This is a genomic window from Sorangium sp. So ce281, from assembly GCF_051527395.1.
GTDB classification, from domain to species: domain Bacteria; phylum Myxococcota_A; class Polyangia; order Polyangiales; family Polyangiaceae; genus Sorangium; species Sorangium cellulosum_B.
Window position 1 is genome coordinate 9,936,909 of record NZ_CP150322.1, and the last position, 22,422, is coordinate 9,959,330.

At 72.7% G+C, this 22,422-nt stretch carries 18 protein-coding genes; 10 read left to right on the top strand and 8 right to left on the bottom strand.

The genetic code is table 11. The features are described 5' to 3' along the window. The 9 genes from WMF27_RS37915 to WMF27_RS37955 are packed head-to-tail and all read left to right on the top strand — an operon-like array spanning position 1 to position 11,191. Positions 1–1,062, top strand: a complete 1,062-nt coding sequence (locus WMF27_RS37915) for a phage late control D family protein (RefSeq protein WP_437764030.1) — start codon at positions 1–3, stop codon at positions 1,060–1,062. Then, positions 1,059–1,757: a phage baseplate assembly protein V gene (locus WMF27_RS37920; RefSeq protein WP_437764029.1), complete on the top strand. Its 699-nt coding sequence runs from the start codon at positions 1,059–1,061 to the stop codon at positions 1,755–1,757. The genes WMF27_RS37915 and WMF27_RS37920 overlap by 4 nt, the downstream gene beginning before the upstream one ends. Beyond that, positions 1,757–2,176, top strand: a complete 420-nt coding sequence (locus WMF27_RS37925; RefSeq protein WP_437295408.1) for a GPW/gp25 family protein — start codon at positions 1,757–1,759, stop codon at positions 2,174–2,176. The genes WMF27_RS37920 and WMF27_RS37925 overlap by 1 nt, the downstream gene beginning before the upstream one ends. 11 nt (positions 2,177–2,187) lie before the next feature. Further along, positions 2,188–5,229, top strand: coding sequence for a putative baseplate assembly protein (locus WMF27_RS37930; protein ID WP_437764028.1), 3,042 nt, complete (start codon positions 2,188–2,190; stop codon positions 5,227–5,229). 17 nt (positions 5,230–5,246) lie between these two features. Beyond that, positions 5,247–6,275, top strand: a complete 1,029-nt coding sequence (locus WMF27_RS37935) for a hypothetical protein (RefSeq protein WP_437764027.1) — start codon at positions 5,247–5,249, stop codon at positions 6,273–6,275. After that, positions 6,272–6,973, top strand: coding sequence for a phage tail protein I (locus WMF27_RS37940; RefSeq protein ID WP_437764026.1), 702 nt, complete (start codon positions 6,272–6,274; stop codon positions 6,971–6,973). The genes WMF27_RS37935 and WMF27_RS37940 overlap by 4 nt, the downstream gene beginning before the upstream one ends. A gap of 53 nt (positions 6,974–7,026) precedes the next feature. Next, positions 7,027–8,742 (top strand): tail fiber domain-containing protein, encoded by a 1,716-nt coding sequence (locus WMF27_RS37945; protein WP_437764025.1) that lies wholly within the window; start codon positions 7,027–7,029, stop codon positions 8,740–8,742. After that, positions 8,739–8,954 (top strand): hypothetical protein, encoded by a 216-nt coding sequence (locus WMF27_RS37950; protein WP_437764024.1) that lies wholly within the window; start codon positions 8,739–8,741, stop codon positions 8,952–8,954. The genes WMF27_RS37945 and WMF27_RS37950 overlap by 4 nt, the downstream gene beginning before the upstream one ends. 23 nt (positions 8,955–8,977) lie before the next feature. Beyond that, positions 8,978–11,191: an ATP-binding protein gene (locus WMF27_RS37955; RefSeq protein WP_437764023.1), complete on the top strand. Its 2,214-nt coding sequence runs from the start codon at positions 8,978–8,980 to the stop codon at positions 11,189–11,191. A 97-nt stretch (positions 11,192–11,288) separates the two neighbouring features. Here WMF27_RS37955 and WMF27_RS37960 read toward each other — a convergent pair whose 3' ends face one another. The 8 genes from WMF27_RS37960 to WMF27_RS37995 form a co-directional block, all read right to left on the bottom strand. Next, positions 11,289–13,235: an ATP-binding protein gene (locus WMF27_RS37960; RefSeq protein WP_437764022.1), complete on the bottom strand. Its 1,947-nt coding sequence runs from the start codon at positions 13,233–13,235 to the stop codon at positions 11,289–11,291. After that, positions 13,232–13,558 carry a hypothetical protein gene (locus WMF27_RS37965; RefSeq protein ID WP_437764021.1) on the bottom strand — a complete coding sequence of 109 codons (327 nt, stop codon included), beginning with the start codon at positions 13,556–13,558 and terminating at the stop codon, positions 13,232–13,234. Before WMF27_RS37965 ends, WMF27_RS37960 begins: the two co-directional genes overlap by 4 nt. A gap of 305 nt (positions 13,559–13,863) precedes the next feature. Further along, positions 13,864–14,337 (bottom strand): hypothetical protein, encoded by a 474-nt coding sequence (locus WMF27_RS37970; RefSeq protein ID WP_437764020.1) that lies wholly within the window; start codon positions 14,335–14,337, stop codon positions 13,864–13,866. Positions 14,338–14,839: 502 nt separating this feature from the next. After that, complete coding sequence (locus tag WMF27_RS37975) at positions 14,840–15,175, bottom strand: hypothetical protein (RefSeq protein WP_437943410.1); 336 nt, start codon at positions 15,173–15,175, stop codon at positions 14,840–14,842. 497 nt (positions 15,176–15,672) lie between these two features. Beyond that, a complete protein-coding gene (locus WMF27_RS37980; RefSeq protein WP_437764018.1) occupies positions 15,673–16,842 on the bottom strand; it encodes a trypsin-like peptidase domain-containing protein in 1,170 nt (389 codons plus the stop codon). Beyond that, entirely contained in the window at positions 16,839–18,551 is a 1,713-nt protein-coding gene (locus WMF27_RS37985) for a hypothetical protein (protein WP_437943411.1), read from the bottom strand. The genes WMF27_RS37980 and WMF27_RS37985 overlap by 4 nt, the downstream gene beginning before the upstream one ends. A 148-nt stretch (positions 18,552–18,699) precedes the next feature. Further along, positions 18,700–20,679 carry an NADH-quinone oxidoreductase subunit NuoH gene (gene nuoH / locus WMF27_RS37990; RefSeq protein WP_437764016.1) on the bottom strand — a complete coding sequence of 660 codons (1,980 nt, stop codon included), beginning with the start codon at positions 20,677–20,679 and terminating at the stop codon, positions 18,700–18,702. A gap of 81 nt (positions 20,680–20,760) precedes the next feature. After that, complete coding sequence (locus WMF27_RS37995; RefSeq protein ID WP_437764015.1) at positions 20,761–21,555, bottom strand: ABC transporter ATP-binding protein; 795 nt, start codon at positions 21,553–21,555, stop codon at positions 20,761–20,763. A gap of 96 nt (positions 21,556–21,651) precedes the next feature. On the opposite strand from WMF27_RS37995, the gene WMF27_RS38000 reads away from it, so the two are divergent. Then, the gene (locus WMF27_RS38000) at positions 21,652–22,404 is read left to right on the top strand and encodes a polyhydroxyalkanoate synthesis regulator DNA-binding domain-containing protein (protein ID WP_437764014.1); all 753 of its coding nucleotides are present in this window, start codon (positions 21,652–21,654) and stop codon (positions 22,402–22,404) included. Positions 22,405–22,422: the final 18 nt, after the last annotated feature.

The following is a 22,422-nucleotide window of genomic DNA, read 5'->3' on the forward strand; positions in this document are numbered from 1 at the left end:
ATGCCTGACGCACAGAGCAGAACCCCCGACGTCGCCGTCCTCCTCAACGGGCGCCCCTTGCCCGAGGAGGCCTATCGTGACCTGCGCGACGTGGCGGTGCAGGAGGATCTGGACGCGCCCTCACAGCTCACCCTGCGCCTGTCGGCGTGGAACGACGAGCGGCGGAGCCTCTCGTGGGCCGAGGACGATCTCTTCGATATCGGCGGAGAGATCGAGATCCAGCTCGGCTATTCGGGCAAGCTCGAGACGATGCTCTTCGGCGACATCATGCGCCTGGAGCTCGATCTCCAAGGGGGCGAGTCGCCGTCGTTCGTGGTGAGCGCGTGCGACCGGCGCTACCGGATGCAGCGCGGCAGGAAGAAGCGTAAACCGTTCGTCAAGATCAAGGACAGCGACATCGCCGCCGAGATCGCGAGGGACAAGGATTACGGCCTGACCCCGGACGTCGTCGACAGCGGCATCCAGCTCGATCACGTCGAGCAGGATCGCGTCTCCGACTATGATTTCCTGCGCCAGCGCGCGTCGTCGATCGGCTACGAGGTGCTCGTCCGGGGCAAGACGCTCCACTTCCAGCCGCGCAGGCACGGCGCCGCGCCGGACCTCGTCATGGAGGCCGGCAGCGACCTGCTCGAGTTCTCCGCGCAGATGTCGGTCGGCGACATCCCGAGCGCGGTCGAGGTGCGCGGCTGGGACCCCAAGACGAAGTCGCCCATCATCGGCAGGGCGGCGGCCGCGGATCAATCGTCGATGGGCAAGGTCGCCGCCGCCGCGGCCGCGCAGCGGGCGCTCGGCGACGCGCCGCTCGTGGTCGCGGACAGGAACGTCGCCACGCAGGAGGAGGCCGACCGTATCGCCCGCGAGCAGCTCGAGGCGGCCGCGCTCGGCTTCGTGCAGGCGAGCGGCGCGTGCCTCGGCCGGACCGACCTCAGGGCCGGCATCGTCATCGAGGTGAAGAGCGTCGGGCGCTTCGAGGGCAGGTATTACGTGACCTCGACATCACATAGCTATTCCCCGCAGCGGGGTTATCGGACCAGCTTCTCCGCGAGGAGGAACGCGACATGAACGGCTTTGAGCTGCTCGAGCCCTCCTACGAGCCCGGACGCCGTCGGGAGGCGCCGATCCACGGCGTGGCCATAGGGGTCGTGACCAACACGCAGGATCCCGAGGGGCTCGGCCGGGTGAGGCTGAAGTTCCCGTGGCTCGCCGAGGCCGACGAGAGCAACTGGGCGCGCGTCGCGGCGCCGATGGCCGGCGACGGCCGCGGGGTCTATTTCGGCCTGGAGGTGGACGACGAGGTGCTGGTCGCGTTCGAGCACGGCAGCCTCGAGCGCCCCTTCGTTGTCGGCGCGCTCTGGAACGGGAAGGACAGGCCGCCGGCCGGGAACGATGACGGCAAGAACAACGTGCGCGTCATCAGATCGCGCAGCGGACACACCATCCTGCTCGACGACACCGAAGGAGCGGAGAAGATCACGATCGCGGACGGCACCGGCAAGAGCACGATCGTGATCGACGGGCCGGCGGGCTCGATCGCGATCACCTCGGACAAGGGCCTCGCCATTCAGGCGAAGGGCGGCGTCACCATCGACGCGGGCGACGGCGATCTGGCCATCAAGTGCAAGGCGCTCTCCGTGGAGGCGAGGCAGTCGTTCGCGATCACGGGCGGGCAGGACGGCAGGGTGGAGGCGCAATCGGGCCTCGCGCTGGAGTGCCTCGCGGGAATCGACATGAACAGCGGCGCGCTGGAGGTGCGGTGATGGAGAATACGGACGACGGCTTCCTGGGCAGCGGCTGGGCCTTCGGGCTGGACGAGGGGGCGCCCGGCGTCGGGCTCGATCCGGGCAGCGCCATCGCCGCGGCGAGCGGCGAGGACAAGGTCCGCCAGTCGATATGGCTCCTCCTCTCGACGGCGCGGGGAGAGCGCATCGGGCGGCCCGATTTCGGCTGTGGCCTTCACGATCTCGTGTTCGCGCCGCGCACGACGGGCACGCTCGGGGAGGTCCGCCGCGCGGTGACCGAGGCGCTCGAACGATGGGAGCCGCGCGTCGCGCTGCTCGGCGTCGATGCCCGGCTGCACCCCGCCGACCCGGCGGGGATCCTCATCGACATCCAGTACGAGGTCCGCGCGACGAACAGCCGCCAGAACCTCGTCTTTCCCTTCTACCTCTCGACCTGACCGGTGGTGTGATGCAGAGCCCCGACCGCCCCCTGATCGCTGGTGCGCCGCACGACGACATCGCCGCGCGGACCGAGAAGCTCGCGCAAGCGCTCTCGCCGTGGAGGCCGCCCGCGGGCGACGCGGCCGATCCCGGCCGCGCGCTCATCCGCGTGTTCGACCGCATGGCCCGCCACGCGCTCGAACGGCTCAACCGCGTGCCGGAGCGGAGCTTCGTCGCGTTCCTCAACCTCGTCGGCGTCGAGCCCACGCCGCCGCGCCCGGCGCGCGTCCCGCTCACGTTCACGCTCGTGCAGCGCTCGAGCGCGGAACCCGTGGTGCCCGAGGGCACGCGCGTTGGCGCCGCGGCGGTCCCGGGCGACACGCGCGAGATCGTGTTCGAGACCGACCGCGAGCTCGCCACGACGCGCGCGGAGCTCAGGGCCGTCTTCGTCCGCGATCCCGACGGCGACCGCTACGCGGATCGCACCGCCGCCGCGGCGGGCGCGGGCTTCTACGACGCGCTCGCGGGCGACCGGCCGGTGGAGCACGCCCTCTACCTGGCCGACGACGCGATCCTCGGCGCGCCCGCGGGCACCGAGGTCACCGTCACGCTGGAGATCGCCGAGGCCGAGCGGGCGCGCTTCCACGCCCTGCACGAGAGCCCCCCGCCTGCGCCGCCGCTCGTGCGCTGGTCGTACTGGAACGGCGCCGGATGGCAGGCGCTCCAGTGCACGCCGAGCCTCGACGACATCTCGCCCACGGCGTGGAACCTCGGCTTCGCGATCCCCGCCGACATGGAGTCCACCACCGTCGCCGGCCGGACCGCGCGCTTCCTGCGCGCCGATCTCCTGGCGTGGCCGCTCGATCCGATCCCCGAGATCCAGGCCGCGAGGATGCATGCGGCGATCACGTGGCCCGCGGCGGGCGGGATCTCGCCGGATCTCGCGCTGGCGGTCGGCCGCAAGGTGGACCTCTCGATGGACTTCCGCCCGCTCGGCGAGCGCCCTCGCGTGGGCGACGCGTTCTACGTGGCGAGCGCGGCGGTGCTCTCGCGCGCCGGAGCCGAGGTCACCGTGGAAGTCACGCCGAGCCCCGCGATGGCGCCCCTCCGCACCACGGAGGACCCCACGCTCGCGTGGGAGGTGTCCACGGCGTCGGGCTGGGTGCGCGTCGTCTCCCCGGACATGAAGAAGACCGGCGGCGCGGACCCGAACTTCCCGTCGATGCACCAGAACGACGCCATTCACACGGTCACGTTCACGCTGCCAGCCAATGTCGCGCCCGCCGAGGTGCTCGGCAAACAGGCGCACTGGCTGCGGATCCGCCTCGTGCAGAACGATTATGGCAAGGGGATCCAGGTCGGCCCCACGATCACCGACGACGGGTACCGGCCGCCGATCCTCGCCGCGCTCTCGCTCCGCTACACCCAGACGGTCACGAGCAACACGCCCTTCTGCGTCTCGCGCGACGATTTCGCGCTCGTGGAGCACCAGCCCGGCGCCGCGTTCGCCCCGTGGCGGCGGCTCGCGGCGAGCCGCGCCATCTACTTCGGCTTCAACCAGCCCTTCGCCAACCGGGACAACCTGCTTTATCTCCAGGTCGAGCCGATCTCGAGCGGCGCGGCGCTGCTCGAGGCCCCGGGCGGGGCGCCGGCGAAGCTCGTCTGGGAATACGCGACCGCCGCCGCGGCCGGCGGGATCGCGGCCGGCGACGACGCGCTCGGCTGGAAGGTGCTCTTCGCCGCGGACGAGACGCGCGACCTCGCCCAGAGCGGCCTCGTCGCGTTCATCGGCCCGACCGATCTCGCGCCCTGCGCGCGGTTCGGCCAGGAGCTCTTCTGGCTCCGCGCGCGGCTCGCGGAGGGCTCGTTCGCGGCGGCGCCGCGGCTCGGCCGCGTGCTCACGAACACCGTGTGGGCGACGCACGCGACGACGATCAAGGGCGAGGTGCTCGGATCGAGCGACGGCGGCGCGGGCCTCACGTTCGCGCTGTCGCACCGCCCGGTGCTGGAGGGCCAGCGCATCGAGGTGCTCGAGCCGGCGGCGCCTCCTTCGGAGGAGCGCGCCGAGATCGAGCGGCTCGAGGGGCCGGACGCCGTGCGCGCCGTCGGCGCGCCGGGCGGAGCGCAGGAGATCTGGGTGCGGTGGCACGAGGTGCCGGACTTCCACGGCTCGGGGCCGCGCGACCGCCATTACCGCCTGGATCGCCGGACCGGCGAGGTGCGCTTCGGCGACGGGCAGCGCGGGATGGCGCCCCCCCGCGGGGTGCGCAGCGTGCGGGCCGCGGTCTACCGCGCGGGCGGCGGCGCCGACGGCAACCGGCCGACGGGCGCGCTCACGCAGCTCAAGACCACGGTCGCCTACGTCGACGGCGCGCTGAACCACGAGCCCGCGACCGCGGGCACGGAGTGGGAGGCCAACGCGCGCGTGGCGGAGCGCGGCCCGCGGGTCCTGCGCCACCGGGGCCGCGGGGTCACGGCAGAGGACATCGAGGATCTCGCGCGCGAGGCCTCGCCCGCCGTGGCGCGCGCGCGGGCCATCACGCCGCGGTTCTCGCCGTTCCAGCTCGCGGAGCTGGAGGACGACGACTTCGCGTTCGAGGCGGCGATCGAGGGCAACGGGCAGGTCACCGTGCTCGTCGTGCCGAACAGCCCCGAGGTGCCGCCGCGGCCGAGCATGGGCCTCTTGATGGATGTGGAGGACTATTTACGAAGGCGGAGCCCCGCGACCGCCGCGCTGCGCGTCGTCGGGCCCGAGTGGCTGGAGATGAGCGCGCATGTCCGGCTCGTCCCCGCGACGCTCGAGGGCGTGGACGATCTCCGCGGAAGGGTGCTGCGCGCCCTCACCGACTTCTTGCACCCGCTCACCGGCGCGCCCGGCGGGGTCGGCTGGCAGTTCGGGGAGCTCCCGCACGTGTCCGATATCTATCGATTGCTGTTCTCGATCGCCGGCGTCGAGAGCGTGATCTCCGTGGACCTGACCGAGGCGCCGCTCGCGGGCGGCCCGCAGGACGCCGCGTGGAGCGCGCGCGCCCTCGTGTACTCGGGGTCTCACGCCATCGAGATCGTCTAGCCGGAGAGGAGGCTTCGATGCCCATTGCGCTGCCTGAGCTCGATAACAAGACGTACGAGGAGCTGGTCGAGGAGGCCCGTGCGGCCATTCCGACGATCGATCCCACCTGGACCGACCACAACCCCTCCGACCCGGGGATCGCGCTCGTCGAGCTCTTCGCCTGGCTGACGGAGATGCTCGTCTATCGCACGGGGAGGATCCCGGAGGCGAGCACGCGCACCTTCCTGAAAATCCTCGACGCCGACCGCGCGGTATCGCGGGAGGCATTGCCGCTCGACGAGGCGGTTCACGGCGCCATCGTCGACCTGCGAGAGCGGTACCGCGCCGTCAGCGTGGACGATTTCGAGTACATCGCGCGACACCACTGGCCGACATCGTCCATAGCGGCGGCGCACGATGCGACGGCTGGGTCGCCCGGCGCGCCGGCCAGCGCGCTCGCGCGGGAGCGGGCGCTGTCCGGCTGCGATCTCACGGACGCGCTCTCACCGCAATGGGACAGGACAGGGCATGTGAGCCTCGTCGTGGTCCCGCGCCACGTGCCCGGGGCGCCGCCCGGGAGCGACGCGGCCCGGTGGCCTTTGCCGGCGCAGGCGCTCCGCGACGCGATCGAGCTCTTCATGCGCTCGCGGCTGCTCGCCGGCACGCGCTTCCACGCGGTCGCGCCGGCGTACGTGAGCATGAGCCTCACGGCGACGCTCCACATCAAGGACGACGCACGGGCGGCCGACGTGCGGAGCGCGGCGGCCACGGCGCTCGAGGCCTATTTCGATCCGCTGGAGGGCGGCCGGGGCGGCGGCGGGTGGCCGTTCGGGCGCGGCGTCTATGCCTCGGAGATCTACGCGACGCTCGACGGCGTCCGCGGGGTGGAGTTCGCCGAGGCGGTCGTCGTGTCCGCGCCGGGCGTGCCCCCTGAGCGGATCGTCGGCGCGCCCGGGAGCCCGGACGCCGTCCTGTTGCAGCCGCACCAACTGCCGCGCTTCGAGGTGGAGGCGGGCGATCTCGTGATCAAGGAGCGCGTCGGCGACGCGTGGGTGGAGGTGACGTGAGCAGCTATCTGCATTACTTGCCTGCCGTCCTGCGGCAGGGGTCGTTCCTCGGGCAGTTCCTGCGCGCCTTCGAGGCGGTGCTGAGCGGGCTCGATCTGAGCCAGCTCCCGGAAGGCGATCTGCCGCTGAGCCCCGCGGAGCGAGCGGCCCTCGCGGCGGCCGACAGGCAGGGCCTCTCGCTGCCGGCGGGCTTCGCCACAGCAGGCCAGATCGTCGGGCTCGAGCAGCTCCTCGGGAGCGTGCAGGCCTTCTTCGATCCGGAGGAGGTTCCCGAGGATTTCCTGCCCTGGCTCGCGCAGTGGGTGGCGACCAGCCTGCGCGACGACTGGAGCGTCCAGACACAGCGCCAGTTCATCCGCTCCATCGTCCCGCTCTACAACGTGCGGGGCACCGTCTTCGGGATGGCGGAGGTGCTCCGGCTGTCCGGCGATCCGGCGCAGATCGTCGAGCACCCGGACCGGACGCACTACTTCAAGGTGATCGTCACGGTGGAGGACGGCGACCCGCACGAGATCAACCGCAAGCTACGCCGGGTGCGGGCGATCATCGATCGCGAGAAGCCGGCGCACACCTGTTATTCGCTGGAGACCATCGCGCCGGCGATGCAGATCAACAACAGTGGTCCTGCGGCGAGGCCCGAGTTCGGTCCGGGCATCCTCGTCGGGACGAACACGCTCCTCGGGACCGAGACGGGCTGAGGTCAGGTCCGTCGAGCGAGCGAGGTTCAACCTAGCACGAATGGAGAACCACCATGACTGACAGCTGGATGACAGACGATCACAGGCTTCCAGACATTGTCCTCTCGCGGGTCCGCTACTTCGATGGTCAGTACCTGAAGGACAAGGACTTCATCGAGGAGCAGCACTTCCACGCCGATCGGCGGCACCGGCACGAGCGGCTCCTCCACGTCGCGGGGATCCTCGAGGGCCTGAACGTCACCGTCAACGCGGGCGTGCTCACCGTGTCACCGGGCGCGGCGGTCGACGACACGGGGCAGCAGATCCTGCTCGAAACGGCGCGGACGGTGAACGTGACCCCGACTGGAAACGGGGTATGGCGCCTCAGGATGCTCTTTGACGAGCTGGGCGATCAGATCCCGAACGACAACCTGGGAGCCCCCGAGGCGACGCGCTTCAAGCAGGCGCCGATCATCGAGGTCGTTGCGCTGAACGCTAACGTTCCCCACGAGGTCGTGCTCGGCACGGTCCAGAGGACGTCAGGCGTGGTCTCGGTCGGCCCGGAGGGGCGCATTTACTCGGGCTTGCGGCTCCCCGGGCCGAGCCAGACGAGCTTCGCGCTGCGGGCGAAGGGCGACGGGAGCCCGGGCTGGGCGGAGCTGAACGCGAGCTTGAGCATCAGCGGCGACGCCGATGTCAGGGGGAACTGTGCGGCACGACGGCTCGACATCATCACGCCGAACGGAGTGCCGAAGGGCGCCATCGGGGCGTTCGACGAGGATATTGACGGGCAGCCCTTCAGGCAATTCGTCATTTTCGCCTCGAATGCGGAAGCGCCGAACAAGATGGTCTTGCGCGCCCCTAGCTTCATCTTTCAGACGTACCAAAGCGGGAGCGTGCTCGATATTGAAAGCAGCGCTGCTTCGCCGAATCGACTCTATATCACCAGCGACGGCAGGGTATCTATCGGAATCGGGTCGCCCCAAACGAGCGCGCGCCTCACGGTAGACGGGGACACGCGCGTCACGGGGAGCCTCGCCGTCGACACCTCGACCACCTCCGGGTTGACGCTCAATTCCACTTCTGTGGCGCCGAGCAGCGGGGATTCTTCGCGTTCGTTCATCATGAACGATACCTTCGCCACCAAGGCGCTCGTCCTCGTCGGAAACACAGGGGGAGGCGGCGGCCGCTCCCGCGTCGAGGTCCGCCAGGATCTCCGCGTCACAGGCGACCTGACGACGGTTGGCAGCGCGAGCGCTGCGACCCTGACCGTTCCCGGCAACGCGACCCTCGGCTCGAATTCAAGCAGCACGGTCAACATCGGCAACACCGCTGGCTCCACGGTCAACATTGGCCCCATCAGCGGCACGAATACAGGCAGCACGGTCAACATCGGCACCAGCGCTGGCACCACGGTCAACATTGGCACCATCGGCGGCTCGGGCGCCACGGTCACACTGCTCGGGGACGTCAGGACCAACGCCGGGGTGACGGTCACCTCCTCCGCGGCCGTGAAGGAGCGCATCCAGACCCTCCCGGCCGAGGAGGCCCTCTCCGTCTTCCGCCACCTGACGCCCGTCACCTATGCCTACAAGGACGACCCGGAGAAGCGCCTCCTCGTGGGCTTCATCGCCGAGGACGTCCCCGATCTCGTGGGCACCCCCGACCGGAAGGCCATCGCCCCCTTCAGCATCCTCGCCGTGCTCACCCGGGTCGTGCAGGCGCACGACCAGGCCCTCCAGGCGCTCGAGCGCCGCCTCGACGCGATGAAAGGAAACCCCGTCCAATGAAGCAACGCCTCGAAGAACGAATGAAGCAGCTCCAGGCCGAATACGACGCCGGCCAGAAGGTGGTCGCCGACCTCGACGCCCGCCGCCAGGGCGTCGCGAGCACGCTCCTGCGCATCGAGGGGGCCATGCAGGTCCTCCGCGAGGTGCTCGAGCAGGAGCGCTCCGGCGAGGCCCCGGGCGGCGCCGCCGCGGAGGCGCCTCCGGCCGGCTGAGCCGGCGCGGCGAGATCGCACCCATGCCCCTCTCCCCCGTCGAGCACCGCCCCCCGATGCGCCCCGCCGCGCCGTTCTCGAGCTCGCTCGAGCACCTGCGCGCCGAGCTCGACCGCATCGCGCTGCTCCTGCGCATCGCGGTCGCCAGGCCGGCCCCGGGCGGCGGGGCGCGCGGGCCCGCCCTCTCCCCCGAGGAGGAGCTCTTCGCGCTGCTCGACCGGGGCGTGCGCCCCGGCGGCGCCGCCCCGACCCACCTCACGCCCGCCCTGGCCGAGGCCGAGGCCGCCGCGGACGCCATGGCCGCGGACATCGCGCGCCACTGCGACGAGAGCGCGCGCCGCGGCGTTCCGCTGCGCCTCGCCGACCTCGCCGAGCGGTTCGCGCTCTCTCGGCTCGACCTCGACCTCCTGCTCCTCGCGCTGCTCGCCGAGCTCGACCGCGACGCCGGGCGCCTGCTCGCCCTCGTCGACCCCGACGGCGGGGGCCAGGCGACCGCCGGCGCCGCGGTCGAGTGCCTCGCGCCCGCGCTCGAGGCGCGCCTCGCCGCGCGCGCGCGCCTCTCGCCGCGCGCCCCGCTCCTCCGCCACGAGCTCGTGCACCTGCGCGCCGATCCGTCGGCCCCCCGCGCCTCGCTGCTCGCGCACGCCGTCGAGGTGGACGAGCGCATCGCCGCCTACCTCCACGGCGACGACCAGCTCGACGCGCGCCTCGCCCCGCACGCCCGCCTCGACGAGCCCCGCGCGCGGCTCGACGACCTGCTCCTGCCCGCCGCCCTCAAGGAGGGCCTCGCGCGCTTCGTCACGGCGCAGGGCGGCGCGGGCGGGCCCATCGTGTACCTCCAGGGCCCCTACGGCGCGGGCAAGCGCGCCACGGCGGAGGCGCTCTGCCGGCTGCTCGGCGCGCGGCTCGTGGCGGTCGACTGCGCGGGCCTGCTCGCCGCGGGCGAGCCGGATCTCGCGCGCGCCGCGCGCCTCGCCGCGCGCGAGGCGCGGCTCGCCGGCGCGGCGCTGCACCTCGTCGCGGCCGACGCCGCCCTCGACGAGGCCCGCCCCGCCGCGCGCGCCGCGACGCTCGCGGCGATCGCCGCGCACGACGGCCCCGTCTTCCTCTCCGGCGACGCGCCGTTCGAGCCCGCCGGCGCCCTCCGCGGCCGCGCGTTCGTCCGGGCCGAGCTGCCCCGCCCGGGCGCGGCGGAGCAGGCAGAGCTCTGGTCGCGCGCGCTCGGCGAGCGCCGCGCACCCGACGTCGACATCGAGGCCCTGACCGGCGCCTTCCGGCTCACCGGCGGCCAGATCCGCGACGCGGCCGACGCCGCGCAGAGCCTCGCTCGGCTCCGCGGCGCGGCGGACGGGCCCGTGTCCATGGCCGACGTCACCGCCGCGTGCCGGCTGCGCCACGGCCGCAAGCTCGCCGCTCTCGCGCGCCGCATCCCGCCGCAGTTCGGCTGGGACGACCTCGTCCTGCCGCCGGATCGCAAGGCCGCGCTGCGCGAGGTCTGCCTGCAGCTCAAGCACCGGAGCCGCGTGCTCGGCGCGTGGGGCTTCGAGCGAAAGCTCGGCCCCGGCCGGCCGCTCTCGGCGCTCTTCTCGGGGCCGCCGGGCACGGGCAAGACGATGGCCGCGGGCGTCATCGCCGGCGAGCTCGGCGTCGAGCTGTTCCACATCGATCTGAGCCGCGTCGTGAGCAAGTACATCGGCGAGACCGAGAAGCACCTCGCCGAGCTCTTCGCCGACGCCGAGGCCGCGAACGCCGCGCTCTTCTTCGACGAGGCCGACGCGCTCTTCGGCAAGCGCACCGAGGTGCGCGACGCGCACGATCGCTACGCCAACCAGGAGACCAGCTACCTGCTCCAGCGCGTCGACGCCTACGAGGGCGTGGTCATCCTCGCCACGAACCTCGTGAAGAACGTGGACGAGGCGTTCGTGCGCAGGCTCGGCTTCGTCATCGAGTTCCCCGCGCCCGGGCCCGCGGAGCGGCTCAAGATCTGGCAGAAGATCTGGCCGGCCGAGGCGCCGCTCGCCCCCGACGTCGATCTGGCCTTCCTCGCGGATCGGATCGATCTGTCGGGCGGCTACATCCGCAACGTCGCGCTCGCCGCGTCGTTCCTCGCGGCCGAGGAGGGCGCGCCGATCGGCATGCGGCACCTCGTGCACGCGGCGCGGCGCGAGTACCAGAAGATGGGCAAGGTGGTCGACGCGGGCCGGCTCGTCCTGCCGGCGAGCCGGGAGCCGCGGTGAGCCGCGCCCGTCGCGGCGGCGCGCGCCCGGACACCGTGGAGGCTCGCCCGCGCGGCGGGTGCTCGACGCGAGCGCCGGGCGGCGCGGGCCGGGGCGCTCAGCCGCCCTCCGCCCTCACCTCGCCTCGCCCGAGCTTCTCGTACTCCGCCCGGGCCGCGGCGAGCACGTGGTCCATCCGGATGGGCGTCCCCGCCTCGGCGGCGAGGAACGCGGCGCGGAGCGCGACGTTCCGGACGCTGCCCCCGGTCAGGCTCATCTGCGCGAGCCGCTCGACGTCGAGCCCCACGACCGGCGCCCGGGGCGGGAACGCGCGCCGCCAGAGCGCGGCCCGCTCCGCCGGGCCCGGCAGCGGGAAGCGCACCACGAACCGGAGCCGGCGCAGGAACGCGGGGTCCAGGTTGCGCTCGAGGTTCGTCGTGAGGATCGAAAGGCCCCGGTACGCCTCGATGCGCTGGAGCAGGTAGGCGACCTCCATGTTCGCGTAGCGGTCCACGGTGTCCCGCACCTCGCCGCGCCGGCCGAAGAGCGCGTCGGCCTCGTCGAAGAGGAGGATCGCGGCGCCCCGCTCGGCCGCGTCGAAGACGCGCCGCAGGTTCTTCTCCGTCTCGCCGATGTACCTGCTGACGAGCTGGCTCAGGTCGACGCGATGCAGATCGAGCCTCAGCTCGGCCGCGAGCACCTCGGCCGCCATGGTCTTGCCCGTGCCGCTCGGCCCCGCGAAGAGCGCGCCGGCGCCGAGCCCGCGCGCGCCGCGCTCGGCGAACCCGAAGGCGCCGTGCACCGTGCCGCGCTGCCGGTGCGACGCCGCGATCTCGCGCAGCGACGCGCGCGCGGCCTCGGGCAGCACCAGGTCGTCCCACGTCGCGGCCGGCTCGATGCGCTGGGTGAGCTCGTCGAGCGCGGGCCGCGCATCGGCGCGGCAGGCGTCCCACAGCGCGACGTCCAGATCGGCGCCGTCGCCCGCGCTCGCCGCGGCCGCGGCGGCGCTCCGGAGGGCGGGCTCGTCGAGGTCGAACTGCGCGACGAGCCGGTCGATCAGGCCGCCTTGCGCCGCCGGGAGCGCCTGCCGCCACAGCGCGGCCTGCTCCTGGGCGTCGGGGCGCGACACCTCGAACGTCGCGTCCGGCCTGCGGCCGAGCCGCAGGCGCTCGCGCGCGCTCACGAGCACGGGGCCGGGCAGGCCGTCGAGCAGGCGGCCCACGAGGCCGGCCCGCGCGGCGTCGGTCGCGTCGAGATCGTCGGCCTCGACGAGCAGCGCGGAGGACGAGAGCGCCGCCTCGCGGCCGAGCAGCCGGCCCACGAGCTGGGCGTCCTGCCGCGCGGCGAGCGCGTCGGCCGAGAGCGCGAGCAGGCCGAGGCCGACCGAGGCGCACGCGGCCGCGGCGACCGCGCGGCGCGACGCCGGATCCGCGCCGGTGAGGGCCACGATCGGCCGCGCGCCGCCGGAGCCCGCCGCGGCGCGGAGGGCCTCGTCGATCCGCGCGGCGAGGCGCGCCTGCGAGGGGGCGAGCGGGGCCGCGACCGGCGCCGCGGGCGCGACGAGCCCGGCGAGCCGCTCGTCGGGGTGCTCGACGCCCGCGATGAAGTGCAGCACGCGCTCGCAGATGCGCAGCGGGCTCAGCGTCAAGGTCTCCCCCTGGCCGACCTCGATGAGCTGCATGCGCCTGAGGGGCGCGCCCGGGCCGAGGGCGCCCCAGTGCGCGCCCGGCAGCGCCGCGAGCGCGAGGCTGAAGGTGGGGGCGACGCGCAGCGGATCGCCCTGCGCGGCCGCGCAGCGCGCGGCGAACGACGCGTCGAGCTCGACCCCCGCGCAGAGCAGCAGGAGATCGCGCTCGAACGGCGACAGATCGAACAGGGCCGCCACCCGGTCGATCGCCGCGGGGGCGCGCAGGGCGGCGGCCGCCTCGGCGATGGCGCGCCGCGCCTCGTCCTCGCCGCCGGATCCGGGCGAGAGCAGGCACCCGAGCGCCGCGAGGCGCGCGACGAGGTACCGCCGGTTGGCCTCGTGCCAGTCGTCCGCGTCCTGCGCGTCCGCCGCGGTCATTGCCCGCTCACCCTGGGCTGGGCGACGGCCACCACGACGCTCCCCAGAGGGGCGTTCGCCGCCGACATGCACAGCCCGACGCTGTCCGTGGTGAGCGCGCTGTCGCCGGCAGCCCTGCTGCGCGCGCTCGGCACGATCCATTTCACCGTCACGCAGGGCGGGGAGGAGCTGCCGGCCAGGGCGCACCCGCTGACGAGGAAGGTGTCGGAGGCGCGCGCGAGGGCGCCGCCCATCGCCTGGGAGCGGACGTTGGACGAAACGATGCTCACCGTGCCGCCATGCGGGCACAGAAGGACGCTCGAAGCCGTGAGGAGCTGGGCCATCACCTTCCCTCCGGGGTTACCGGGCACGCCGCCGCGCACGTCGCGGCGAGCGAGCGCGCGCGTGCTGGAGAAGCCTAGTTGTAGCGTGGATCCTGGCGTATTCGCAAGCAACGCTGGCCGCTCGGACAGCATTGCGACGCCGGCGTCGAGGCATTGGTGACGCCATTCAGCGCGGCATCTCTCGCCCGGAAGAAGGGCCGTCAGGCGCGGCCGACCGGCCTATCGCTGGCGTCGACGGTGGAGCGGGTGAGGCGCAGAGTGCCCAGGCTGAGCGTCAAGCGCAGGGGAGGAAGCGGTCGCGGCGCTCACTTCCAGAACTCCCACCATCGCCTGGCGGCTTCGGCCATACGAACCGCTTCCGCGAAGATGACGGAGGGGGCACGCTCGACATCCGGCCCCTCCTCGAAGATCAGCTGTTCGTCGTCCAAGCGGTACAGCTGAAACACGTTGTACGACTCCCCCGACACGAGCTCGACCACGACTTGAACCGCATCGACGCCTTCCAGTGATCCGCGGGGCCGGACGCGCACGTCCCGATCTACCGCGGCCGCCCGCAGGTGCTCTGTCACGACCTTCTGCCTCAGCCGGGTGATGAGCAGGTTCGATCCATCGGTGCCGCCCTGCGCCGCGACCCCGATGTCGTACATCCCGCTGGGCTGGACAGCAATGAAGCCGGGGAGAAACGAGCCATCTTGAAGGAGCGCGCGCCTCGCCAAATCGAGCGAACGCTCGACGAGCCGCTGGATCTCGAGTCGCTTGGCGTGAGGGTCTTTGCTCATGGACCGCGCCTCCTGCTTCCGACGACGCGACGACGGGCGACGTGCCTGCCAGGACCGATGGGCCCGCGTGCGTGGCACGCCGACCGTTACATCAATGATGTGATCCCCAGCAAGAAGCAGGTGAACTCAGGAGAGCGGTGAGCGCGCGTTATGATCCGATGGCGGCGCGCGCTCCGCGACGAACAGCCTCGGCGCGCGTAGGCCCCGTGCCTCTCGATGCCGCTCCGGCCCAGTCCATCCGCATGTGCGGGCGCACGAGCTCGACGTCGCCTGCGATACCAACGGATGCCCCATGCGGAGCGGCGTCGATGCGCGCGCGTAGCGAGTCGAGCGACATGCCCGCGGTATATGGCGTTTTGTAACCCTCGTACAGATGGATCCATGAGAGGGCGAGGTCGCGCGCGATCGACGCGACGTCAGCGTGGTAGGTCGCGCACGTCTCGGCAGGGGCGCCCCAGTCCCCGACGCCCACGCACGCGCCGGTCTTCACGCGCGCATGCACCTAAGGCGCGCAGAGGCGGGTCAGGAAATCCTCGATGTCCTGCTGGACTTGCATCGACGCGATCGCCGCCTCGATCTCCACGCCGCCCGCGCTCCCGCCTAAGGCGATCTCGATGCGCCACGGGAGCACATCCCTCCGGTCGAACGGCGACACGCGCAGCGGGCCGGATGGGTACCGGCGCTCGTACTCCGCGCCGAAGAACTCGATGCCGAAGCTGGGCCAACGCCCAGATCTCAGCTGCACTCCGAAGTCGACGGAGACGTGCGTATCCGCAGCAAAGGCGCCACGTAACACCGCGGGCGGCCAGCCAGGCATCCTGGTCGAACGGTTTGCCAACCGGCGTGCTCGGGTTGGCGGCGATCACGTGATCCCAGAGCGGGTTGCTGCCGGCCTCGTAGGCCCTGCCGTCTGGCGGTGTCGCGGTGACCCGAGATACAGGGCCGCCTGACCCGCCCGAAGAAGGATGACCCTGCTCCCGCGCCGTCGCCCTGAGCGAGCGACACGCGCTGAGCCCATCCGGATGCCACCGCGTCTCCACCGGAGAGACGGGTGGGATCCGTGTTTTTGTGGAGGGGGGTCCACGGAAAGACGGGTGGAGGGCATCTCCCGCGGCGAGGGAGCCCCCCGTGGAGAGGGGGGCAGCGTGTCTCGGTGGAGGTATCGTTACGCAAAGATGGGTGAAGGCGTCTCGCGGATGGAGGGGGCACCCCGTGGAGAGGGGGAGATGGCATGTCTCGGTGGACATGTCGTTGCAGAGAGATGGGCACAGCCCCATTCACGACCACGGCGATGACGGGTCGTGGGGGGAGGGTGCTCGTCGCGCGGCGCCGTCCTCAGCGCCCCGCGGCCGACTCGAACCTGGGCGCCGCGTCGAACGTCTCCGCCAGCGTCCTCCGGTACTCGTCGGCCATCTGCACGAGCCCATCGATGAGCAGCGCCACGTCGTGGTCCGCGCAGCCCTCCAGCGACGCCACGCACGACGCCGACACCTCGTCGCCCGTGAGCGACACGCGGAACTCCCCCGTCGTCTGGTCGTTCATCGTGAGCAGGAACCGGTAGAACGGCTCGTGGTTCGCCGCAGGCAGCCCCACGACCGGCGCGCGCAGCGTCAGCAGGCGCCCCGCCTCGTCGATCTCGATGTCCACCTGCGTCGCCGCCTCCGCCGTGGGGTACGGCCGCTGCGCGATGCGCCACGCCCTCGGACCGACACGCCCCCGGTTGGCGATGAGCCCGAGCGTCGACAGGCCCTGCCGGATCACCCGCTCGACGCCCGCGCGCGCCGGGCACGGCGGGTACGCGTGCGGCAGCAGGCGCCCGCAGCCCAGGCACCGGTCGCACTCGACGTCGAACGGCTCCTCGCACGCCGGGCAGCGGTACACCGGCGCCCGATCCCTGAGCTCCGAGAGCGGCCGGTCCCCCGAGGCGAGCAGCGGCTGGAACGCGCCCGCCGGGACCACCACGCAGTGACCCGCGAGCTCCCCGGCCGCGCCGGACGGCGCCGCGACCACGCCGATCACCCGCCCCTCGGGATCGAGCACCGGCGCGCCGAGGGGCGCCGCCACGTCGAGCTCGAACGCCGGGAGCTGCCCGTCGACCTTGCGCGCCACGTGGCAGACCCGCGCGACCGCGAGGCGCAGGCTCTGCCCCGGGAGGCAGCTCAGCACCGCGGCGCGCTCGCCGAGCCGCGGCTCGGCCGCGGCGCGCGCGGCGAGCGCCGCGACGCCGGGCGGATCGGCCGGCGCGACGAGCGCCACGTCGCGGCCCACGTCCGCGGCGATCACCCGCCCCGCCATGCCCCGCCCGTCCTCGAACGTCAGCGCGACCTCCGTCGGGTAGCCGAGCCCGCGCCGGCTCGCCACCACGACGCCGTTGCCGAGCGCCACCCAGCCGGTCGTCACGAGCGCGCCGGCGCGGATCGCCACCACCGAGCGGCGGGCGCGGGCGACGCGCTCGTGGAGCAGCGCGAGATCGCCGTCGCCGTGCGCCGCCAGCTGCGACGTCATTGCGCGACGATCCTCGAGAGCGCCGTCATCAACAGCTCGATCGTGCCGGGCTTGGCGCCGTCCCGCTGCGCGTAGGCGACGATGTCGCGCAGCCGCTGCTCGGTCTTGACGGGCAGCTTCGTGCGCACGAGGAGCTCGGACAGGGCCCCGATCGCGAGGAAGTGGCGGAGCATCGGGTCGGCCGGCGCGCGCTCGATCTCGCGCAGGTAACGGCCGAGGTGCTCGCGCGCGAGCGCCGCCGTGGTGAGCGGATCGATGTGCAGCGGCTTCTCCTCGGGCACCTGGCCGCGCACCGCCACGAGCCGCTCCATCGCGAGGAGCGCCGGCTCCGCGACGCCGGCGGTGTTCCCGCGGCGCGCGCCGCCCTCGGCCTGGATGAGCTCGCGGGTCGCGGCCGCCGTGCAGCGGTAGAGGTGCGCCACCGCGTCGGGCATCGCCTCGCCGTGCTCGTAGATCGCGCGGAAGACCGTGCACCGGATGAGGAGCACCATGACGCCCGGCCGCTCCTGGAAGCTGAGCGCCGCGCCGAGCACCTGCGCGTCCCGGAGCAGCTGGCAGAACCGATCGGCCGCCGCGTTCGCCGACTCCGGGCGGGACGGGATGCTCCGGCGCGACGGAGGCTCGATCTCCACCTCCGGCAGCGCGGGCGGGCGCACCGACAGCGGCGTCGCCGCCATGATGGAGGACGAGCGACGAAAGGGCACGGTGCGCGCGCTGCGGCGATCGCTGACCTGCGCCGGCATCTCCGCGGCCGCCGCCTGCTCACCCGACAGCGGCGCCGCCGTCGCCGCGCTCCCCGGGGCCGGCTTCGCGGCGCCGCCCTCGGACCCCGGCATCGCGACGCCGCCGCTCGCCTTCGACGCCGCGCCGGCGTCGTGCGCCGGCGGGAGGATGCCGGCCTTGGGCGCGGGCGCGCCGCCGTTCTTCGGCGACGCGGCGCTCGGCGCCGGCATCGGCGCCGACGCCAGCGACGGGGACAGGATGTCGGGGATCGCGTCCGCGTCGCGGATGGGGCGCGCGACCGACTCGGGCAGGCGCGGCAAGGGGGGCGCCGCCCACGCCGCCAGCTCCTCGAGCGGCGTCCGCGCCCCCGAGACCGGCGTCGCCGGCGCGCCGGCCCGCACCGACGGAGCGCTCTGCGGGCGGGCAGGCGCGGGCGGGACGGTGAGGTTCTTGAGCGGCCGGGCGCGGCCGGCGGAGGCCCACGTGAGGCTCGCCCGCTGCTCCTCGGAGAACGGCGGACGCGCGTCGAACCAGGCGCCCATCGTCTCCCCGAGCCGCTGCGCCGCCTCGCCGCTCTCGCGCAGCGCCTGGCGCAGCGCCTCCGGCGTGAAGGCGGCGACGCGGCGGACGCGGCGAAGCAGCAGCAGATCCTCCCGCATGCACAGCCGGAACGGCTCGGGGCCGCCCGACAGCTCCAGCGCCGTCCTGAGCAGCGGCACCCGGTGCCGCTCCGCGACGCGCACGACGGGGACGTCGATCGACACCCGCTCGTTCGCCGCGTCGAGCGAGACGAAGAGCGTCATCGCCCCGAGCGGAACGATCCACCCCACGCCCTCCTGCAGCGTCGTCGCCTGGAGGCTCGCCCCGGCCTCCGCGGAGGCGCAGTGCGCGACGAAGCGCACCGGGTCGCGCGTGCGCCAGGCGTCGATGGAGCTCCCGTCCCAGTCCGCGTCCGCGGGCGGCGGCTTGCGCGAGGTGGAGAGCATGGGCGACCGGTCCACCCCGCACGCCTCGCACCGCGGCCCACGCAGCGGGAACCCGCACGCGGAGCAGAAGTCGGAGGCCGGGCTCGAGGGGACCGCCACGCCGACAGCATACCTCAGCGCAAGGCCGAGGTGGCACCGCGGTTTGCGCTCAGAGGAACGGATTCAGGTGGAGCGCGACCTTGGCCTCCCGCAGGTTGTGCTGGACCCTGCGGATGAAGTGGATGAACAGGTACGCCCAGACGGCGAAGGTGACGACGCTGATGACGAGCTGGACCGTCTTGCTGACGCCGATCACCATCCAGAGCGCCGTCAGAAGGAACGCCGCGAACGACAGCGGGACGAACCACTTCCAGCACAGGTTCATCATCTGGTCGATGCGGACGCGCGGCAGCGTCCAGCGGATCCAGATGACCACGAAGACGAGGGCCCAGCTCTTCAGCAGGAAGAGGAAGACGCCGACGAGCTGGAGCCCGAAGCTCGCCTCCTGCTGGGCCGGCGAGACGCCCGGGATCTGCCAGCCCCCGAGGAAGAGCGCGCTCGCGATGCCGCACATCACGAAGACGTTCGCCCACTCGGCGAAGAAGAAGAAGAGGTACCGCATGCCGGAGTACTCGGTGGAGTAGCCGGCCACGAGCTCGCTCTCCGCCTCGGGCAGGTCGAACGGCGCGCGGTTGCCCTCCGCGAGCGCCGTCGTGAAATAGAGGAAGAACAGCGCGAACGTGATCGGGTTGCGGAAGACGAACCAGTGCCAGGGCCAGCCGCCCACGTCGAGGAGCGAGGGCCCGGCGCCGCCCTGGGCGCCGATGATGTCCTGGAGCCGCAGCGAGCCGGTCATCATGACGATGCACACGATCGCGACCGCGCCGGGGATCTCGTAGCTGATGATCTGCGCCGCCGAGCGGATCCCGCCGAGGAGCGACCACTTGTTGTTCGACGCCCAGCCGCCGGTCATGAGGCCGATGGTGACCAGCGACGTCACGGCGATCACGAAGAGGATCCCGATGTCGAGGTCGGCCGCGATGAGGTACTGGCCGAACGGCATGACGACGAACGTGGCCGACACGCCGACGAACACGAGGTAGGGCGCGAGCCGGAAGAGCGCCTTGTCGCTCTCGGCCGGGATGACGTCCTCCTTCATGATCGACTTGATGCCGTCGGCGACCCACACGAGGAGGCCCTGCGGCCCGGCGCGGTTCGGCCCGATGCGGGACTGCATGCGCGCCGAGACGCGGCGCTCGACCCAGGTGATGATCCCCGCGGTCGGCGCCATGAAGAGCAGGATGATCGCGGCGGCCACGCCGAGGAGGATCCCGGCGCCGAGCAGATCGGCGGGTGCGCTCGCCTGGAACCCCTCGGTCGAGAGCTCGAGCTCGGACGGGGTCGCGCCGCCCCGGCGGATCCCGACCGCCGACCGCCGCTCGTGGCCGCTCGGGATCACGTCGCCCTTCGAGAGGACCTTCACGCCCTCGAAGCGCGTGATGACGTCGCCGCGCTGGAGCCCTGCCTGCCCCGCCGGGCTCCCGTCGCGCACGCCCGTGACGACGAGCCCGCCGGCGGGCGGCGACTCGGCCGCGACCTCGACGCCGAAGAACGCGAGCGCGCGCGCCCCCTCCTTCACGCGCGCCTCGATGACGGCGCGGCGCGGGGTCGGCGGGAGGAAGTCCATCGTGACGCCCCTCACCGTGCCGTTCACGGGGAGCGCCCCCTGCGCGGTCGCGGGGATCTCGACGACGACGTCGCCGTGGAAGGTCGTGTGCACCGCGTCGTCGCCGCGGCCGGCGAAGCGGGATTGCAGGCCCTCGGAGAAGACCAGCGAGATCTTCGTGCTGCTGACCTGCGCGCCCTCGATCTCGATGCTCTGGCCGGTGAGCGGCGCCTGGCCGGGGCGGCGGAGGGTGCCGCGGAACGTGACGACCGCCTCCTTCGCCTCCGCCGTGGGCAGGTTGGTCCCGAGGATCTCGATGCGGTCGCCGAGGTCGACCTCGCGCGGCACGACGTCGACGACGCTCAGGAGCTCGGGCGCCGTCCTGCTCTCGGCGCAGCCGGCCGCGACGAGCAGCGCGAGGAGGGCCAGGAGGCACGGCAAGAAGCCGCGAGAAAGAGCTCTCCAGGGAGGAGATCCGCGCATGGTGCCGCTTATAAACCGCGCCGCTCGCGCGGTCGAGAATGCGGAGAAAAGCGCTCCTGCTCGCGCTGTCTGTCTACCTACCTACCTACCGCCTCGGACGGGGAGGAAGTACCGGCTGCCGTCGAGCTCGTTCACGCCCACGTAGAGCTCTGCCTCGAACACGTCCTTGAGCCGGCGGTAGGTCATCACCTCCTCGACGGTGCCGTGGGCGACCAGCCGCCCGGCCTTGAGGAGCGCCACGCGGTCGGCGTACTGGGCGGCCGCGTTGAGGTCGTGCAGCACCGCGACGCACGCGAGGCGCCGGTCGGCCACCTCCCTGCGCACGACCTCGTGGACCTCGATCGAGTGGCGGATGTCGAGGTGCGCCCCGGGCTCGTCGAGGATCAGCACCTGCGCCTCCTGCGCGAGCGCGCGGGCGATGGCCACCCGCTTCTGCTCGCCGCCCGAGAGCTCGGCCACCGGCCTCCCCGCGAGCCCCACGAGATCGCAGGCGTCGAGGGCGCGGGCGACCGCCTCCTCGTCCCGGCCGGCGGCGAGCATCCACGCGCCCTGGTGGGGCGCGCGGCCCATCATGACGACCTCGCGCACCGTGAAGCCGGGCGCCGAGGCGATCCCCTGCGGCACGACCGCCACGCACCGCGCGATCGCCCGCCGGTCCATGCCGGCGAGCGGCCTCCCCAGCAGGGTCGCCTCGCCCCGCCCCGGCCGCAGGGCCCCCGAGAGGACCCGGACCAGCGTCGATTTTCCCGCGCCGTTCGGCCCCAGGACGGCGCAGAGCTCGCCCGCGCGCACATCCAGGCTGATCCCCTCCAGCGCCAGCCTCCCGGTGGGATAGCTCGCGGCCACGTCACGCAGATCGATCGCAGGCCCCTGCACGCGGTCTCTTTTGTCGAATGATTTGAGTGATATCGAGTGATCTTCCCTTGCGCGAGGTTTCTCGCGGTGGTCCAATCGACTCGAGGCGTAGAGGAGATGGAAACGGCGAAGGAGACTCTGGGAGGCGGCGAGGTACCGCGTCGCGTTATTAAGCGCTACTCCAATCGGAAGCTCTACGACACGAAGGACAGTCGTTACGTCACCCTGCAGCAGATAGGGGAGATGGTCCGGGCTGGCGAAGAGGTCCAGATCATCGACAACGCGACCAAGGAGGACAAGACCGAGGTCACGCTGGCGCTGATCATCTCGGAAGATCTCAAATCGCAGCCGCGCTCGGTCCCGCTCGGCACGCTGAGAGATCTGATCCAGGAGCGCGGCGAGCGGCTGCTCTCGCAGCTGCGCGAGGGCCCGATCGGCCGGCTCATCCCCGGCGCGGTCCCTGGCGAGGGCGGCGTGGCGGCGCCTGGAACGGCGCCCGCCCCGGGGACGGAGCAGGCGGCGCCCGCGTCGCCCTCGTCCCATCCGCCCCCGCCGCTCGACGCGGACAGGTCGGGCCACGCGAAGGGGCGCCTGAGCGGGATCGTCGAGAGCTCGAAGCAGACGCTCGATCAGTGGCAGCAGGCCGTCGACGAGCGCATCCGGGCCATCCTCCCGGGCCTCGGGCTGGTCCGCGATCTCCAGTCCGATGTCAAGCGCCTGTCGCAGCGCATTGACGAGCTGGAGGCGAAGCTCCAGGGACGCGCGGGTGAACCCATCGAGGGCGCGGCTCCGCACCAGGCGGGCTCCGGCGCGGACGAACCCGCGGGCGAGGGTCGCGAGGGTCAAGGGAGCGAGACCAGGCTGGAATAGCTCTGGGCGCTCCTCTGT